Raw genomic sequence first — 15,479 nt, 5'->3', positions numbered from 1 at the left:
ACTGTAATCTTTTTGTGTGCGCTTTTTGTAATTTGAATCGAATGGTTTCATAAATAAATAATGTTAAGTGTAACACTATTTCAGGACGAGACAATAGTATATAATAAAAAAAGCTTCCTAAATTAGGAAGCTTTTTTTATTGCTTTAAAAATAAATGTTTACTTAAAAAAGTTTACAATATTATCTAGTTGTGCCTTATCTAAGTCGGCTTGTTTCATGGTCTCCATTAAAGTTATCATTTTTTCCGGATTCATATCGTCGCCTAAAACTCTAACAATACCAAAGCCCATATCGGTATGGCTACCAAAAATAATAAACTCGTCGGTTTCCTCATCATCACCAATATATTTAACCGCTATTTTGTTGCCTTTATCGCTAAACTCCATAAGGTCGTTATACTTACTTTGGCTTAAAATAGCTTTTACTTTGGCTACTTCGGCATTAAATGTTTCTAGGTCCGTACTATCAGATTTATAACCTAAAAAATTTAATTTGTTTACAGAGTTATATGCCTCTTCTTCCACTTCGGTAAAATTAGATTTATCAATCTCTATCATAGATAAAGGAAAATCTTGCGAAATAAAGTTTTTAGTCTCCTGGTGGTCTACAAAATAGCGTTGCAAACTCGCATCATTACCACAGCTAGTAAAACTAACTGCGGTAATAATTGCGATGGCTAAAAGTTTAATTGTTCGTTTCATGATTGATTAATTGATGGTTTATTTATTTTTTTCAAGATGTTGCCCACCGGGAATATTCATTTTATCGGTAAGCTTCGAGATTTGATTAAGATCAATATCTCCTGTAAGCGATACTACTACCGTTTCAATTTTACGTTCTTTACCATTAATTTCAATTTTCTCTTCCATTTTACTATCAATGCCGTTTACAAAAATTAATAGCTCTTTTACGTGATCGGCATCTTTACCTTCCTTTACGTAAAACTTAACCTCGCTACCGTCGTCTTTAACTTCCATTAACTCTTCTAAGCCACCAGAGCGCGATGACACCCATTTAGAAATATCGGCTGCAATAGATTTATTATCGGTAACAATAGTTTTAAAGCTAGTTATACTTTGCACCATATCCATATAGGCTCTAGCCTCGGGATCATCAATACTAATGCCCATTTTAGCAATCATTTGAAACATTTTAGGCTTTATCGAAACATAAGTAACATCGGAGTTATCATTATATTTTTCAAAAATATCTTTCTGTGCCATACCTGTTAAGGGTACTAACATCAGAGCCATTACGAATACTATTAATTTATTTCTCATTGTTCTTGTTTTTAATTTATTTACTATCATTCTTCTTTAATACGTTTTAAAAATTATACGAGTTGTGTTTTCAACCTCGTTAAGATATCCTAGTGTTGAAGTTCCTTTACCCACTTCATTAAGATAGCTAACCGTTGCTGCGCCTTTGTTAAATTTAGACGAAATCATTTCCATAGATTTCGAAAATTCATTAAAAGCTAATTCGGGATCATCGTAGGTACCTAAATCGTCCTGACCTAATGTACTACCAAAATAAAACCCTAGCATAAGCACTGCTACTGCTGCGACAGAAATCCATTTGTAATTAAATTTACGTGTTGTTTTTAATGGAACGTCTTTAGTAAATTGCTCTTGCTTGTTTACCAAAAAATATGCGAACATAGGCTTGTACACTTCTAAATGTGGCGCTACAGTTTCTTGCGAAAAATAGTTTTTTAACTGCTGCTCTTCTTTAAGCGATGTCTCACCGTTTTCGTACTTTTCTAGTAATTTTTCTATATTATTTAACACCATAACTGTGTGTATTTGTTAATTTTTCTCTTATTGTTTTTCTTGCTCTAGATAAGGCTACACGTACCGCTGTATTATTCATATCCAGCATTTTTGCAATCTCATCCAAATCATAATCCTCAATGTCTCGTAATTGGATTATCATTTTTTGTTGTTCTGGTAAATCGGCTATAATTTTTCCTACCCAATTCACACTATCATTTAATTCTACTTGCTTTTGTAAAGGCGTATTTTTCTCTTCATAATTACTATGCACCAGTTTTAAATTTTGTGCTTGTTTCGATTTTAACTTATCAAAACAGTAATTCTTGGTCATCGTCATAGAAAAAGCCTCAACATTTTTATACTCGGCAATTTTTACCTTATTATTCCACAATTTCAATAACACCTCTTGTGTGGCATCCTCGGCCTCTTCTGTGGATATTAACAAGCGTTTCGCTAATCGAAATACTTTATCCTTAAAAGGCATTACAATATTTAAAAACTCCTTTTGAGTCATTTTGGTTTGGTTTAAATAAAACAGCTTGGTTACGGCTATTTCTATTACGACGACACAGTATTTAATTTGTTACACAGCAATTAAAAATTATTTTAAAATTTGGGCGCCTGCCTGCCGGCAGGCTGGTAACCCTTTGGGTCGGGCTTTCACAAGTCGCTCTCAAAGAGGAGCTCCAACAATTGCTCAATCCCTGCCTCCGGCAGGCAGGCCTTACGCGGGCATACCGGCCAAAATAAAGCTAAAATTATAGTTACTTAACCCAGCAATTACTTTCATCTTATATTTAAATTAGCAAAGTAAAATTTAAGTTTACCAATAATCAAATTAAAATTCCTGTGATTTAATACAATAATGTAAGTAAATTTAAGGTTTTATCGACTACATATATAAAACTGCAAAACTATGAATAAGTTAAAAGGCCTATTATTAATATGCACTGCTGTAATTTTAACCAGTTGTTTTCAAGATAACGATGATGTGGCTGCCTCTGCAAATGATATAAATGACTTTGTGTATAGCGGCATGAATATTTTTTATTTATATAAAGACAACATCCCTAATTTAGCCGACGATAGATTTTCAAATGCCTCAGAATACACCGAATACCTTAACACATTTAACTCACCATTCAATTTATTTGAAAGTCTTTTATACCAAACCGAAACAGTAGATAGATTTAGTTGGATTGTAGACGATTACCTTGCTCTAGAGCAGCAATTTCAAGGCAACACCTTAACCAATGGTATGGAATTCGCTTTATTTGCAGCACCAAATAGTACAACCGAAGGTTTTGGAGTTATACGCTTAGTACTGCCTAATAGTCCTGCAGATAATGCGGGTTTAAAGCGTGGTGATATATTTTATGCCATAGATGGCCAAAGACTTACTAACAATAATTTAAGAACATTACTTGGTCAAGATTCCTATACACTTAATCTAGGGTTTTATAACGATAAAGGTACCATAGAAACCACAGACGACAGTATTGACCCATTAAATGAAGATATACCTGTTGGAAAAGTACAATACACCGAAGATCCTATTTACGACACTAAAATTATAAATGTAGGTGGCGAAAATGTGGGTTACCTAATGTACAATGGCTTTACAGCAGGTTCAGAAAACGAATTAAACGAAGTTTTTGGCACCTTTAAAGCAAGTAATGTGCAACATTTGGTAGTCGATTTACGCTATAACCCTGGTGGTTCCGTAAGTACAACGGCCTATTTAGCGAGTATGATTACCGGTCAATACACTGGCGAAGTTTTCGAAAAACTGATATACAATAGTACTTTACAAAACAATAATACCGATTTTAATTTTGCTAGTAAGTTAGACGATGGTACTACAATAAACAGTTTAGGTTTAAACAAAGTATACGTATTAGCCACAGGTAGTTCTGCCTCGGCAAGCGAGGGGTTAATAAATGGTTTAGAACCTTATTTAGAGAATGTGGTTAAAATAGGCAGTAATACGGTTGGTAAAACACAGGCCTCAAGAACACTGTACGACTCTCCAAATTTTGGCAGACAAGGTGCAAACCCAAGTCACACCTACGCTATGCAACCTTTAATAGCCAATGGCGTTAATAAAAACAATGAAACCGTTCCGGGTGATGGTTTACCGCCTTCAATAGGTTTTGAGTACGACGAAAACCCACTTAATTATGGCGTTTTAGGCGATGTAAATGAACCCATGTTGGCACTTGCATTGGCAGATATAGAAGACGCAATGGCTAAATTTCAATCCATAAAATCGAAATCAGCACAATCCTTTAAGTTATTAATGGACAGTAATGCATTAAATCCACTTGAAGGTGGCATGATTATCGAGTAAACCTATTACATTGAAAACACTAAAAACCTACTTCAACTGGAGCTCTGGTAAAGATTCTGCTTTAGCGCTGCATTACCTATTACAAGACGAACGTTTTACCGTAAACGAGTTAATTACCACCGTAAACAGCCATTACAATCGGGTTTCTATGCACGGTTTAAGAAAGGAGTTACTTACTGCCCAAACCAAAGCTATTGGCATTCCTGCAAGTTTAATTGAATTACCAGAAATGCCAAGTATGGCCGTTTACGAACAAGAAATGCTTAAAATTACTTCAAGACTAAAAAAAGAAGGCTATACGCATACCGCTTTTGGCGATATATTTCTAGAAGACTTAAGAACTTATAGAGAACAGCAATTGGAGAAACAAGGCATAAAATCTGTATTTCCACTTTGGAAAAAGAACACTAAAACACTATTAAACGACTTTTTAGATTTAGGTTTTAAAACCATTGTCGTTTGTGCCAATTCAAAATATTTTAATGAAGATTTTGTTGGAACCGTAATAGATAAAAATTTTATAGAAAACCTTCCCGAAGGTGTAGACCCTTGCGGCGAAAACGGCGAGTTTCATACCTTTTGTTTTGATGGGCCTATTTTTAAAAACCCCATTACATTCACCATAGGCGAAAAAGTATACCGAGAATATAAGGCACCAAAAACTAATGATGACTCGGTATGCGCCGCAGATAATTATGGTGTTTGGTACTGCGATTTAATACCTTAAATGGAATAAAGTTTTATTTAGAACCTTGGTTTTTATTTCTATTATTTATACGCCTTTCAACATCTTTAAAATAGCGCTTTTCTTTATATTTTCTTATAATAAAGACAGTTACAGCAATTAAGCCTAGAAGCATCATGCCGCCTTGGCCTGTTAAGTATTCAATTAGTTTCATTACTTGTAATTATGGGTATTGTAAGTCGAGGTTAAAGATAAAACTTTCATAATAAAGTTTATTTTTTAGAATTAAATAGTTGTCCTTCAATTATTTTACAATACTTGTTTTAAGTTGTAGGTATTGCAAGGTTTTAAAAACCTTGTAGATATAGAGTACAAAAAACAGTAAACCTACAAGGTCTTGGAGACCTCGCTGGTTGGTAAAACACTTTTCTAAATTTCAAAACTAGTAATTTTGTTAAGTTTTTATTATCTTACAAATAAATGACAACATAAAAAAGACTGCCCAAAATAGGCAGCCTTCTTTTCAAAATAACATAAAATAGGTATAGTTATTTCTTTATTAATCTTTGGGTATACACACCCGTTTTATTCGATAATTTCACTAGATAAACACCCGGCATTAACTGGTTTATGTCGACCAGAACTGCCGTATTACTAACAATTTGCTTGTGCACCAAACGTCCGGAAACCGAGTATATAGATACGGTTCCCGATTGGGGTACAGAAAAATGACTTGAAGCCGGATTAGGATATAGTTCTAGTACATTTTTATTAGTAGTTTCCACGCTTAAGGTTGCCGCTTTAAGAACCCCAACAGCATCCAAATCGAAACCCGACGACCCAAACGGCGTTGCATAAGGATCATTTACTATGTTTCCGTAGCTATCGTAAGTTGCATAAGTAGGATCTATAGTGCCAATTACATCAATAATTTTAATATGAGTAATTGCGTTTTTATTTAACAAAGCATGATCTTGAATATCATCCAAATTGAAAGGTGTGCCATAACTCGCTCTATATTTTCCAGCCAAATTATTAATATAAGTAGGGTCTACGCTACCAAAACCTCCAACCTGCGTATCGGTTTGCGTTTGGCTATGCGAAGGAAATCTAAAATAGTTTACACCATCTGAGCTTACCTCAACAAAAGCCAATTCTAAAAACGTATCGCTAAAGCTATTTTCAAAAACAGCAAAATCAAAACCAGAGGTATTGCTAATGGCATTCTGGAAGGTTAAAATTGCCGAACCACCATCGCCAAGACTTACAATTTGCCCATTAGATCTACCCTGGGCATTTTCTGGCACTCCAACAGTTGCCATATCTCCAGTAGGATTTGTAATATTTTGAGGTCCGCGAACTACGGTAACTCTTGTTGCCCAAGCTATAAAGTTTTCAGAATCGCGATGAATTGCTGTGGAGCCTTCTGCTCCTGCTTTTGGGGCGTAAGATTGTGCGATTACAGATAAATTGAACAGTAAAAAAAGCACTAAATTGAGGGAATTTTGCTTCATAATTTTTAAAATTTGGTGTAAAAAAAACAGTCACAAGGTGTAACTGTTCTTTATATATTATTATTTTTTGCTTATTATTAAATGAACTAATTACTTTGTTTCACACCCATATAGTATTCGTATTATATTTCCTTGAACATTATAAATCTGGGCTTTAAAAACTTAAAATAACAAGTCCTTTTTCTTAATTAAAATAAACGCCTCCTGGAATAATATTTAAGGTTGTTGTATTTATTAAAGCACTTGTTGTTAAATTATAAACCACTAAATCGCCATTACTAGAAAAATCTTTAGCATCTACACCATAAACCATATCGTTATCTACAGACATATCGTAAAAATTAAGACCAGATAAAATAGCTTCTGCTGTTATGCTTGTTGCTGTAGCATCTTGTTTATAAACAGAACCTCCGGCGTAGAAGTAAAAGTCACCATTATAAAAATTTAAATGTGAAGGTGATGAAATAGTGTCATCAAAACTTAAAGTTTGTTCAACTTCATTGGAAGTGGTATTAATTTCTACAAGATTTTCAGAAGTTAGCACCCATAAATCATTATTAGCATCTAACTGAAAAGAATTTGGAGCACTGCCTACAGTAATAGTTGTCTCTATAACATCAGAATCCGTATTTACTACATCGACTAGGTTGCCATAGCCAAAAACACCTGTTGCTACAAAAACTTTATTATCTACAGCTATAACTTCTTCTGGCAAATAATTTGTTGCAATAGTTTTAGAAATCGTATTTGTGGTTAAATCGATAACTAATAATGCATCATCAGTTTCATCACTAAAGTCTCCCCAAGCTGTAACATATCCTTTTCCATTAGAAATAGCCATATACCTTGGGTTAATAACTGTTGTATTAATAGTGGCAACAGACTCGAATGTGTAACGGTTTACAACTTCAATTTTATTAGAAACATTTAAAACAATATAAGCTAAATCATCACTAAAAGTTATGCTTTGTGCCGTATCTCCTAAAGGTGAGCCATTTACATTACTAAAAACATTGTTTTCGACTGTTAAAAAATCATCTGACACAAAAGATACAGAGGCATTTCCTTGCCCAAAATTACCTTCGTGAGAAATTATTAATCCATTTTCATAATCGCCTTTTGGCGCCACTGGATTGTCATCGCTATCTTCACTACAAGAGGTAATAAAAATACTTGTTAATAAGGCTAATACTAGTAATTTGTTGATTTTCATTTTTAAAATTTAATTGTTGTTTGTATTTGAAAGTTTCTATTTGGCATGGGCCTTAAGGCCACATTTTCGTAATAGGTATTGTATAGATTGTTAAGTTTAAAATCTATGGTATAATTCACTTTTTTATTCTGATTAAACACATAACTTACCCCCATGTTACCAAAATCATAACTAGATAATGAGTTTCCTATAATAGAAACTTCGCCATTAAAAAGATGTTGATAAAACATTGAAAAACGTTTATAACCATAAGCCAAATTTAAATTACCTTTATGAAAAGGCACATAAATAAGCTGCTTATTAGTTTCTAAATCTTCTGAAACAGTATACGAGTAATGACCCGAAAAATGAAGTTGATGCTTATTAATGGTGTAATGCGATTTCACCTCTATTTCTGCACCATAGCTTGCAACCTCACCAATGTTTACTGGCGACCATATACCTGTATTATTCGGCACCCACTGAATCATGTCTTTGGTATTAATATAATAGCCATTTAACTTTACATTTAAATGAGGGTAACTAAAATTTTGCCCTAAATCTATTTGGTAAGACGATTCTGGAACCAAATCTAAATTACCTCCTGGTTGCCAATACAAATCGTTAAATGTAGGAATACGGTAGTTTTTAGAACCGTTTATTTGAATCTGATAATGTTCAAATAAATCAAAACTAGCATCAACAGAAAATACAAATGGTCTCTCACCTCCCGTTATAAAATCTTGTCTAAGGTTAATGCCATAACGAATTACGTTACTGAGTTTGTGATTAAGTAACGCTGTTGTAGAAAATGCGTTTCTTACCGGTGCCTTAAAACTATCTCCTTTTCCTTTGGTATTCGAATATTCTAATATGGTTTTAAACTGTAGTTTATCGCTAAAACTCACATTAAAATTCTGATTAACCAAAAGGGTATTTACACTACCTAAACTAAAATTAGCTTTGTCTTTGTTTTCAAAATATTTAAACAATTCGTGTAAATGCACTGCTTTTACTTTCGAGCTAAATTTTCCGGAAGTTCTAGCCCACTCTAACATGGTTCTAAAATTCTCGTCTTCGTATTTACTTCTAGAAGGACCAACCAGCGTTCCGGAAAAGTTTCGATTTCCAAAATAACTTTGATGGTATAGCTTTATAATATCTTTATTAGAGACATAAAATCCTAAATTGGCGTTTAAATTGAGATTATTAAACGCACCATTTTCATTTATTTGGTCTGTACCTAAGTATTTGTAATCGTTATTGGAATCTACATAAGTTACAGCAACATTACCGGTATATAATTTAGTACCAAAAGCCGAATTAAAGCCTAAGTTTTTAGAATTAAAACTCCCGTATCCTGTTCTTAAAACCGTTTTAAAATGCTCTGTAAAACTTAAATTATTATTTAAATGAATACTCCCTCCAATAGAACCACTTCCATATTGCACGCTTCCGCCACCGCTTCTTATAGCTATGGAATTATAGTTGGATGTATTAATGGTATTAAAATCTGTTTGACCGTTAAGTTGCGAGTTTATATTAATGCCATTCCAAACTACCGCGGTTTGGGATGCATTGGTACCTCTAAATGAGGGCGACGATACCATACCAAAACCGTTTTCTTTAAAATACAGGTTAGAATTAAAAGCCAGTAAACCTGTTAAAGACGTCCTATTATTATTGATAATAGAATCTGAAAGAATTTCTATTTTTATCCCATTGGCGTAATCTATTAACTTGGTATCGCTAATTACAACTTCGTCTAACTTTTGCACAGCATCAACCTGAGCTTTTGCTAAAGTAGAAAAGCCAATTACAAATGGTAGTAAAATGTATATATGTTTCATAAATCTTTAAAACTCTTTACCCGAGAGTTATTTTAGATGATGAAAATGGCAGGTCTCCTGACTTATTTAATGTTGCTTTTCCTTCCCAGCGAAACGCCAGTGGTTGTAGTGCACAACACCCTCTTAACGAGGTACTAAAACATGTTTAGCATAAACTTACAGTTGCGGGAACAGTTCTGGAATTAATTATAAAATTGCACCAGATTCCCTTTTAATTGGCTAAGTCGGTCGGAACTTGTTTCGGGATTTCTTTAAAATCATCGAAACTTATTCTTGGCGACTAAGTCAAACCAAATTCATTGCAAAAGTAAACGATTTAAAACTAGTAAACAGACAAAAATCTACTTTTTCTTATTCATTTTATAGAGTAGATAAATAAAGCCTGCAAGAAAATGAACTATAATAACTACAGCTACTATATATATTGTTAAATTTGACCCGTTTCGCATAGGTTTAAAATTTTTAACAAAATTAATTATCAAATAAAACATAGGGCATTACTAATGTTACATGAGTGTATGAAATCTAAACTATTTTTATTATTACTACTTGCTATTTGCTTCAATTGTAAAAATGAACCAAAGCAACACATTGAAGCATTTGAAACAAGCCAAGAATTACTTGTAAAATATGCTGAAGGCTTTTCTATTAAAATTCACAAAAACTATAAAGTTTTAACCATTAAAAAACCGTGGCCTAATGCCGATAAGACATTTAAATATGTTTTAATAAGTAAAGAAAATGCTGCCAAAACTAGCTTTATGACGGGTGAATATGATGGTATAATTATTAATCCTATTCAGAAAATAGTGGTTACATCTACTACGCATATTCCGGCATTAGAGCTTTTAGATGTTGAACAAACGTTAATAGGGTTTCCTGGAACGGATTATATTTCATCTGAAAAAATAAGAGCACAAATAAACAACGGAAACATAAGAGAATTAGGCAAAAATGAAGGTTTAAACACCGAAATCCTTTTAGAATTAAGCCCAGATTTAATTGTCGGTTTTGGAATAGATGGCAATAACCGCTCCTTAGAAACTATAAAAAAAGCAGGAATACCAGTTATTTTTAATGGCGATTGGGTAGAACGCTCACCCCTAGCTAAAGCCGAATGGATAAAGTTTTTTGGTGCCCTTTACAATAAAGAACAACAAGCCGATTCTATATTTAAGAGCATAGAAAAAGATTATTTAGAAGCCAAACAACTGGCAAAAAACGTAAAAGATAGGCCAACAGTTTTAAGCGGTGCCATGCATAGCGATATTTGGTACTTACCAAATGGCACAAGTACCGAAGCTCAACTTTTTAAAGACGCTAATGTTAACTATTTGTGGCAACATACCAATGGCGTAGGTAGTTTAAAATTGAATTTTGAATCGGTTTTTGTGAAAGCTAAAAGTGCCGATATTTGGCTAAGTCCTTCAAATTATTCTAGCCTAGAAGCTTTAGAAAACGGAAATAACAACCATACCTTATTCGATGCTTTTAAATCTAAAAATATTTATAGTTTTACAAACACAACAGGCACTTCTGGAGGTGTGTTGTATTACGAATTAGGCATGACACGACCAGACCTAGTTTTAAAGGACCTAATTAAAATTTGCCACCCAGAATTATTAGCACATTACAAACCCTTCTTTTTTAAACGTTTAGACTAGTTGATAGATAAAAAAACATATAAATTACCCTCTATTATATTAACAGCTATTTTAGTGGTTTGCTTTTTCTTGAATATAAGTTTGGGCTCTGTATCCATTCCTTTTAAAGCGATTTTTAATAGTTTAATTGGCAACTCTACAGAACACGAAACCTGGCAACATATTATTCAAAATTACAGATTACCAAAGGCTTTTACGGCAATAATTGTAGGTTCTGGCTTGGGCATTTCTGGGCTTTTAATGCAAACTTTATTTAGAAATCCTCTAGCAGGTCCTTTTGTTTTAGGTATTAGTTCTGGTGCCAGTTTGGGCGTAGCATTAGTAATATTAGGCTCCAGTGTTTTTGGAGGTGTATTTGGGGCTTTATTTGTATCCAAATGGGGTATTGTAATTGCAGCTAGTTTAGGCAGTTTTCTGGTGCTATTGGCTGTTTTAATGGTTTCCTTAAAAGTTAGAGATACTATGGCTATTTTAATAATAGGCCTCATGTTTGCAAGTATCACCGCAGCTATAGTTAGCGTACTCTCCTATTTTGGATCTGCCGAACAATTACAGCAATACGTGTTTTGGGGTTTTGGAAGCCTGGGTAATTTATCATGGACAGATCTTAGCATTCTTTTTATAATTTATAGCATTGGTTTAATATTGGCCATACTATCCATAAAAACCTTAAACACCTTACTTTTAGGCGAAAACTACGCTAAAAGCTTAGGTTTAAATATTAAAAAAAGCCGATTAATCATTATTATAGCCACTAGCCTTTTAGCAGGAACCATAACCGCATTTACAGGACCAATTGCCTTTATAGGGTTAGCCATTCCGCATCTTACAAGACAAGTATTTAATACATCGAACCATAAAATTCTATTACCCGCTGTGTTTTTATTTGGTGCTATTGTTATGCTAATTTGCGATAGTATTGCACAATTACCGTATAGCGATTTAACTTTACCTATCAATGCCATTACAGCTTTAATTGGGGCTCCTGTAATAATTTGGTTATTGGTAAGTAAACGAAAAATGGTGTTTTGAGGTGTGTGACGGGAGATTGATGACAGGAGACGGAAGACGGAAGACCGAAGACAGGAGACGGGTTACCGAAAGAAAGAATAGAGAATAGAGAATAGAGAATAGAGAAAATTCATGAATTTGTGACAGAAAAAAACCAACATATCATTTTAAAAACCAGCAATTTATCGATAGGTTATATTTCCAAAAAGAAGCACACGTGTATTGCTTCAAATATAAATATCGAATTAAAAAGAGGGGAACTTGTTGGATTAATTGGTGCAAATGGTATTGGAAAATCGACATTATTACGAACCTTAACACAAGTTCAAAATCCCTTAGAAGGCACTATTGAAATTAACGATAAAAAGGTAAATGATCATGCGCCTTTAGAATTAGCCAAAGTGCTGAGTTTGGTACTCACCGAACAAATTACATCCAAAAACCTATCTGTTTTTGAGTTGGTCGCTTTAGGCAGACAACCATATACCAACTGGATAGGTACAATATCAAAACAAGATACCGAAGCTATAAATAACGCTCTCGAACTAACCAATATTACAGAATTAAAACATAAAAAGTGTTTTGAGCTTAGCGATGGCCAATTACAAAAAGTTATGATTGCACGTGCTTTAGCTCAAGATACAGACTTAATTATTCTAGATGAACCTACTACGCATCTAGATATGTATCATAAAGCATACATTTTAAAATTACTTCAAAAATTAGCAAAAGACACAAATAAAACGATTCTATTCTCATCACACGAAATAGATTTGGCTATTCAGTTATGTGATAATTTAATTGTAATGACTGAAAATGACGTGGTTTCAAATACACCTTGTAACTTAATTTCTAAAGGAACTTTTAATCATTTATTCCCTAAAGATTTAATAGCCTTCGATGAAAAAACAGGAAGTTTTAGGGTGAAAAAATAAGAATGCTGAAAAACTCGTTTTAAAACCTAAATCTTCTTTACTCACTACTAGAAGTTCGACCTAAAAAAATTATCTTTGATTTAATCATAATTTTCTAAATGAACGACAGTCTTATTCTCATTATCGCAATACTAATTTCCGCAGGAATAGGTGGTTATTTAGGTATGCTTTTTACAAAACTTAAAAGTAAAAGCGAACAAAGCACGCTTGAAGAACGCAATACAAATCTGCAATTACAAATTGATGATTTAAAAGCACACCATCAAACCGAAAACGAAAAACAAAACCAACAATTTTCAAATCAAATTGAAGAACTGCGTCAAGTTATATCTAAAACAGAATTGGAGCGCGAAGAAATTAGACGCGAAAAGGATTTTTTAAACACGGAATTGGCTAGGAAAAATTCAGAATTTGAAAATCTTCAAGAATTAAACTTAAAACGTGATAAAGAATTAGAGTTACGCCAAGAACAACTTCGTAAAGATTTTGAACTATTAGCGACCAAGATATTGGATGAAAAGTCTGAAAAATTCACGCTTCAGAATAAAGAAAACATTAAAAATATTTTAAATCCGCTTCAAGAAAAGATTAAAACTTTTGAAGAAAAGGTAGATTTAACCCAAAAGGAAAGTATTAGTATGCATTCGGCGTTAAAAGAGCAGTTATTAGGCTTAAAAGATTTAAATCAGCAAATGACAAAAGAAGCAACAAACCTTACAAGAGCTTTAAAAGGCGATAGTAAAATGCAAGGAAATTGGGGCGAACTGGTTTTAGAGCGCGTGCTAGAAAAATCTGGTTTAGAGAAAGATAGAGAATATTTTGTACAACAAAATTTTACTCGCGAAGATGGTACACGTGTATTACCAGATGTGGTTTTAAATCTTCCGGACGGTAAAAAAATGATTATTGATAGTAAAGTATCCTTAACCGATTACGAACGTTTGGTAAATGCAGATGATGATGATAAACCGATGCATTTAAAGGCGCATGTAAATTCTATTAGAAGGCATGTAGATCAACTTTCGGAAAAAAATTACCAAGATTTATACGATATAGAATCGCCAGATTTTGTGTTGTTATTTATACCAATAGAACCTGCATTTGCAGTAGTTGTAAATGAAGATAATTCTATTTACAACAAAGCCTTTGAAAAGAATATTGTTATTGTAACACCTTCTACCCTGTTGGCTACCTTGCGAACTATTGATAGCATGTGGAATAACGAAAAGCAACAACGTAATGCCATTGAAATAGCTAAACAAGCAGGAAATTTATATGATAAGTTTGAAGGCTTAATGAAAGATTTAATAGGTGTTGGCAAAAAAATTGATGCATCGAAGGTCGATTATAATTCTGCCATGAACAAGTTGTTTGAAGGCCGAGGAAACTTAATTACCAGTGTTGAAAAACTTAAGAAAATGGGTGCAAAAGCTAAAAAAGCACTTCCTGAAGCTATAATTAAACGTGCACAAGACGACGACGATATTTAAACTTAATTTATGAAATTTCTATTTAAAACATTTATAGTCTTCCTTTTAATAATAGCTGGTTATTTCAGCTTTATATACTTTGTGCATTATAGTGAAGGTGTGCGTGCTGGCAAACTTGTTAAATTTAGCAATAAGGGTATGCTTTTTAAAACCTGGGAAGGTGAAATAAGCCAAGGCGTATCGGAATCTCAAATATTTATTTTTTCGGTGGAAGACAACCAAAAACAAGTTATTGAAGATCTTACCAAGTTTCAAGGTAAATTTGTAAAACTCCATTATTTTGAACGTTACAAAACTTTATTTTGGCTAGGAGACACCCAATATTTTATAACTAAAGTAGAAGAAGAAAAAAACTAAAACCAACATACAATATGTTTAAACACGCTAAAGACTCTCAAGTATCGATTACAGAACTTATGTTACCTGCGCACTCCAATTTTAGTGGTAAAATTCATGGTGGGCATATTTTAAATTTAATGGATCAAATTGCATTTGCATGCGCCTCAAAACACTCTAGACATTATTGTGTTACAGCATCGGTAAACAAGGTTGATTTTTTAAATCCTATTGAGGTTGGCGAATTAGTAACCCTTAAAGCATCTGTAAATTATACAGGTAGAACCTCGATGGTTATTGGACTTCGTGTGGAATCTCAAAACATTCAAACCGGGGAAATTAAGCATTGTAACTCGTCTTATTTTACCATGGTTGCTAAGGATGAAAATGGCAAAAACGTTAAAGTACCTGGTTTAATTTTAGATAGCAAACAAAGTATTAGACGCTTTGCTAGAAGTATTGCTAGGCAAGAACAGACTAGAACGAGATCTACTAGATTTAATTCGTCTGAGTTTAAAATGGAAGAGCATTTGGACTTAATTAAAACACAAAACGCCACTATAGAGCTTTTTGAGTCTTAGTTATTGTATTCCATAGTTTTTAAAAGCAAACATTAACCCTTAGTGTTTATATAAACTTTAGCGAATAGTTGCGTTAGGGATTGAAGCGGCGTCCTT

16 protein-coding genes and 1 riboswitch are annotated in these 15,479 nt (G+C 33.4%); of the genes, 8 read left to right on the top strand and 8 right to left on the bottom strand.

Going from position 1 to position 15,479, the window contains the following annotated elements; translation table 11 throughout:
• Positions 1-158 precede the first annotated feature (158 nt).
• The 4 genes from BMY96_RS10905 to BMY96_RS10890 are packed head-to-tail and all read right to left on the bottom strand — an operon-like array spanning position 159 to position 2,289.
• A complete protein-coding gene (locus BMY96_RS10905; protein WP_092852060.1) occupies positions 159-701 on the bottom strand; it encodes a GFO_1091 family lipoprotein in 543 nt (180 codons plus the stop codon).
• Between the two features lie 18 nt (positions 702-719).
• Positions 720-1,280 (bottom strand): DUF4252 domain-containing protein, encoded by a 561-nt coding sequence (locus BMY96_RS10900; RefSeq protein WP_092852074.1) that lies wholly within the window; start codon positions 1,278-1,280, stop codon positions 720-722.
• A 36-nt stretch (positions 1,281-1,316) separates the two neighbouring features.
• Positions 1,317-1,793 carry a PG0215 family putative anti-sigma factor gene (locus BMY96_RS10895; protein ID WP_092852058.1) on the bottom strand — a complete coding sequence of 159 codons (477 nt, stop codon included), beginning with the start codon at positions 1,791-1,793 and terminating at the stop codon, positions 1,317-1,319.
• Positions 1,780-2,289, bottom strand: coding sequence for an RNA polymerase sigma factor (locus tag BMY96_RS10890; protein WP_092852056.1), 510 nt, complete (start codon positions 2,287-2,289; stop codon positions 1,780-1,782). The genes BMY96_RS10895 and BMY96_RS10890 overlap by 14 nt, the downstream gene beginning before the upstream one ends.
• Before the next feature lie 402 nt (positions 2,290-2,691).
• Between BMY96_RS10890 and BMY96_RS10880 the strand changes: the two genes are divergently transcribed.
• The gene (locus BMY96_RS10880) at positions 2,692-4,125 is read left to right on the top strand and encodes a GFO_1087 family putative carboxy terminal peptidase (RefSeq protein WP_092852052.1); all 1,434 of its coding nucleotides are present in this window, start codon (positions 2,692-2,694) and stop codon (positions 4,123-4,125) included.
• 10 nt (positions 4,126-4,135) lie between these two features.
• Positions 4,136-4,852: a Dph6-related ATP pyrophosphatase gene (locus BMY96_RS10875; protein ID WP_092852050.1), complete on the top strand. Its 717-nt coding sequence runs from the start codon at positions 4,136-4,138 to the stop codon at positions 4,850-4,852.
• Between the two features lie 13 nt (positions 4,853-4,865).
• Here the strand turns inward: BMY96_RS10875 and BMY96_RS16010 are convergent, their stop codons facing one another.
• The 4 genes from BMY96_RS16010 to BMY96_RS10860 form a co-directional block, all read right to left on the bottom strand.
• The gene (locus BMY96_RS16010) at positions 4,866-5,024 is read right to left on the bottom strand and encodes a hypothetical protein (protein ID WP_175473557.1); all 159 of its coding nucleotides are present in this window, start codon (positions 5,022-5,024) and stop codon (positions 4,866-4,868) included.
• 334 nt (positions 5,025-5,358) lie between these two features.
• Positions 5,359-6,324: a T9SS type A sorting domain-containing protein gene (locus tag BMY96_RS10870; protein WP_175473556.1), complete on the bottom strand. Its 966-nt coding sequence runs from the start codon at positions 6,322-6,324 to the stop codon at positions 5,359-5,361.
• Between the two features lie 184 nt (positions 6,325-6,508).
• A complete protein-coding gene (locus BMY96_RS10865; RefSeq protein ID WP_092852046.1) occupies positions 6,509-7,537 on the bottom strand; it encodes a YncE family protein in 1,029 nt (342 codons plus the stop codon).
• Between the two features lie 2 nt (positions 7,538-7,539).
• The gene (locus BMY96_RS10860) at positions 7,540-9,366 is read right to left on the bottom strand and encodes a TonB-dependent receptor plug domain-containing protein (RefSeq protein ID WP_092852044.1); all 1,827 of its coding nucleotides are present in this window, start codon (positions 9,364-9,366) and stop codon (positions 7,540-7,542) included.
• Positions 9,367-9,396: 30 nt separating this feature from the next.
• Positions 9,397-9,620, bottom strand: a riboswitch (cobalamin riboswitch).
• Between the two features lie 264 nt (positions 9,621-9,884).
• On the opposite strand from BMY96_RS10860, the gene BMY96_RS10855 reads away from it, so the two are divergent.
• The 6 genes from BMY96_RS10855 (at position 9,885) to BMY96_RS10830 (ending at position 15,383) form a co-directional block, all read left to right on the top strand.
• The gene (locus tag BMY96_RS10855) at positions 9,885-11,030 is read left to right on the top strand and encodes an ABC transporter substrate-binding protein (protein ID WP_092852042.1); all 1,146 of its coding nucleotides are present in this window, start codon (positions 9,885-9,887) and stop codon (positions 11,028-11,030) included.
• A complete protein-coding gene (locus BMY96_RS10850; RefSeq protein WP_092852040.1) occupies positions 11,031-12,062 on the top strand; it encodes a FecCD family ABC transporter permease in 1,032 nt (343 codons plus the stop codon).
• 119 nt (positions 12,063-12,181) lie between these two features.
• Positions 12,182-12,976, top strand: a complete 795-nt coding sequence (locus tag BMY96_RS10845) for an ABC transporter ATP-binding protein (protein ID WP_092852038.1) — start codon at positions 12,182-12,184, stop codon at positions 12,974-12,976.
• Positions 12,977-13,074: 98 nt separating this feature from the next.
• Positions 13,075-14,466 (top strand): DNA recombination protein RmuC, encoded by a 1,392-nt coding sequence (locus tag BMY96_RS10840; protein ID WP_092852036.1) that lies wholly within the window; start codon positions 13,075-13,077, stop codon positions 14,464-14,466.
• 9 nt (positions 14,467-14,475) lie between these two features.
• A complete protein-coding gene (locus BMY96_RS10835) occupies positions 14,476-14,823 on the top strand; it encodes a DUF8785 domain-containing protein (RefSeq protein WP_092852034.1) in 348 nt (115 codons plus the stop codon).
• A 14-nt stretch (positions 14,824-14,837) separates the two neighbouring features.
• Complete coding sequence (locus BMY96_RS10830) at positions 14,838-15,383, top strand: acyl-CoA thioesterase (RefSeq protein WP_092852032.1); 546 nt, start codon at positions 14,838-14,840, stop codon at positions 15,381-15,383.
• Positions 15,384-15,479: the final 96 nt, after the last annotated feature.

Origin of the sequence: Algibacter pectinivorans (genome assembly GCF_900112595.1) — a bacterium.
GTDB lineage: Bacteria > Bacteroidota > Bacteroidia > Flavobacteriales > Flavobacteriaceae > Algibacter_B > Algibacter_B pectinivorans.
Note: the sequence above shows the minus strand (reverse complement) of the source record. Positions and strands in the feature narration are given on the sequence as shown.

Bases quoted from the DNA above. Each gene is read 5' to 3' on its own strand.
- BMY96_RS10905 (WP_092852060.1), bottom strand. From the start codon at position 701: ATGAAACGAACAATTAAACTTTTAGCCATCGCAATTATTACCGCAGTT.
- BMY96_RS10900 (WP_092852074.1), bottom strand. From the start codon at position 1,280: ATGAGAAATAAATTAATAGTATTCGTAATGGCTCTGATGTTAGTACCC.
- BMY96_RS10895 (WP_092852058.1), bottom strand. From the start codon at position 1,793: ATGGTGTTAAATAATATAGAAAAATTACTAGAAAAGTACGAAAACGGT.
- BMY96_RS10890 (WP_092852056.1), bottom strand. From the start codon at position 2,289: ATGACTCAAAAGGAGTTTTTAAATATTGTAATGCCTTTTAAGGATAAA.
- BMY96_RS10880 (WP_092852052.1), top strand. From the start codon at position 2,692: ATGAATAAGTTAAAAGGCCTATTATTAATATGCACTGCTGTAATTTTA.
- BMY96_RS16010 (WP_175473557.1), bottom strand. From the start codon at position 5,024: ATGAAACTAATTGAATACTTAACAGGCCAAGGCGGCATGATGCTTCTA.
- BMY96_RS10870 (WP_175473556.1), bottom strand. From the start codon at position 6,324: ATGAAGCAAAATTCCCTCAATTTAGTGCTTTTTTTACTGTTCAATTTA.
- BMY96_RS10865 (WP_092852046.1), bottom strand. From the start codon at position 7,537: ATGAAAATCAACAAATTACTAGTATTAGCCTTATTAACAAGTATTTTT.
- BMY96_RS10860 (WP_092852044.1), bottom strand. From the start codon at position 9,366: ATGAAACATATATACATTTTACTACCATTTGTAATTGGCTTTTCTACT.
- BMY96_RS10855 (WP_092852042.1), top strand. From the start codon at position 9,885: ATGAAATCTAAACTATTTTTATTATTACTACTTGCTATTTGCTTCAAT.
- BMY96_RS10840 (WP_092852036.1), top strand. From the start codon at position 13,075: ATGAACGACAGTCTTATTCTCATTATCGCAATACTAATTTCCGCAGGA.
- BMY96_RS10835 (WP_092852034.1), top strand. From the start codon at position 14,476: ATGAAATTTCTATTTAAAACATTTATAGTCTTCCTTTTAATAATAGCT.
- BMY96_RS10830 (WP_092852032.1), top strand. From the start codon at position 14,838: ATGTTTAAACACGCTAAAGACTCTCAAGTATCGATTACAGAACTTATG.